Here is a 441-nt window from a genome sequence, read left to right as displayed (position 1 = left end):
ATTCTGTTGAGAGGTATGGATCGCGCTGCAAGAGATCGAAGAACGAGTTTAGCTAGCGAGGTGGTATTGTTTTTACGGGACATTTCACAACGTCATCCGCAAGTGCAGCTGAATGTTAGTGATAAGTTAGATGAGATATCCGATAGTTCTTCGAGCAGAATTTTTGCAAATATTGATCAGAAATTGAAAGAATATGATTTCTTTGCTCAATACCATAGGTGGCCGGATAAGGCAGAAAGAAATCATCTACAAAATTTAGATTATAAAGATATATATACAGAAGTTCATTCTATCAATGAAGACAAATATGTCAGCCTCGTGCATAGCCAGAACGGATTGAATTTGAGGAGAATTTTATTGTCTGATCAATCTGATTTATATGATTGGGATCGGAAAAGAATTGGTGCAAACCGATTATTGACTGAGAATTGGGATTTGTGT

1 protein-coding gene is annotated in these 441 nt (G+C 36.7%); it reads left to right on the top strand.

The features are described 5' to 3' along the window. Positions 1-15 precede the first annotated feature (15 nt). Positions 16-441: hypothetical protein (locus KH893_RS12305; protein WP_281166339.1), on the top strand; the 426-nt coding region annotated here is incomplete at its 3' end.

It is taken from the genome of Liquorilactobacillus sicerae, from assembly GCF_029916425.1.
Taxonomy (GTDB): domain Bacteria; phylum Bacillota; class Bacilli; order Lactobacillales; family Lactobacillaceae; genus Liquorilactobacillus; species Liquorilactobacillus sicerae.
The sequence above is the reverse complement of the archived record's forward strand: the minus strand, read 5'-3'. Positions and strand labels throughout refer to the sequence as shown.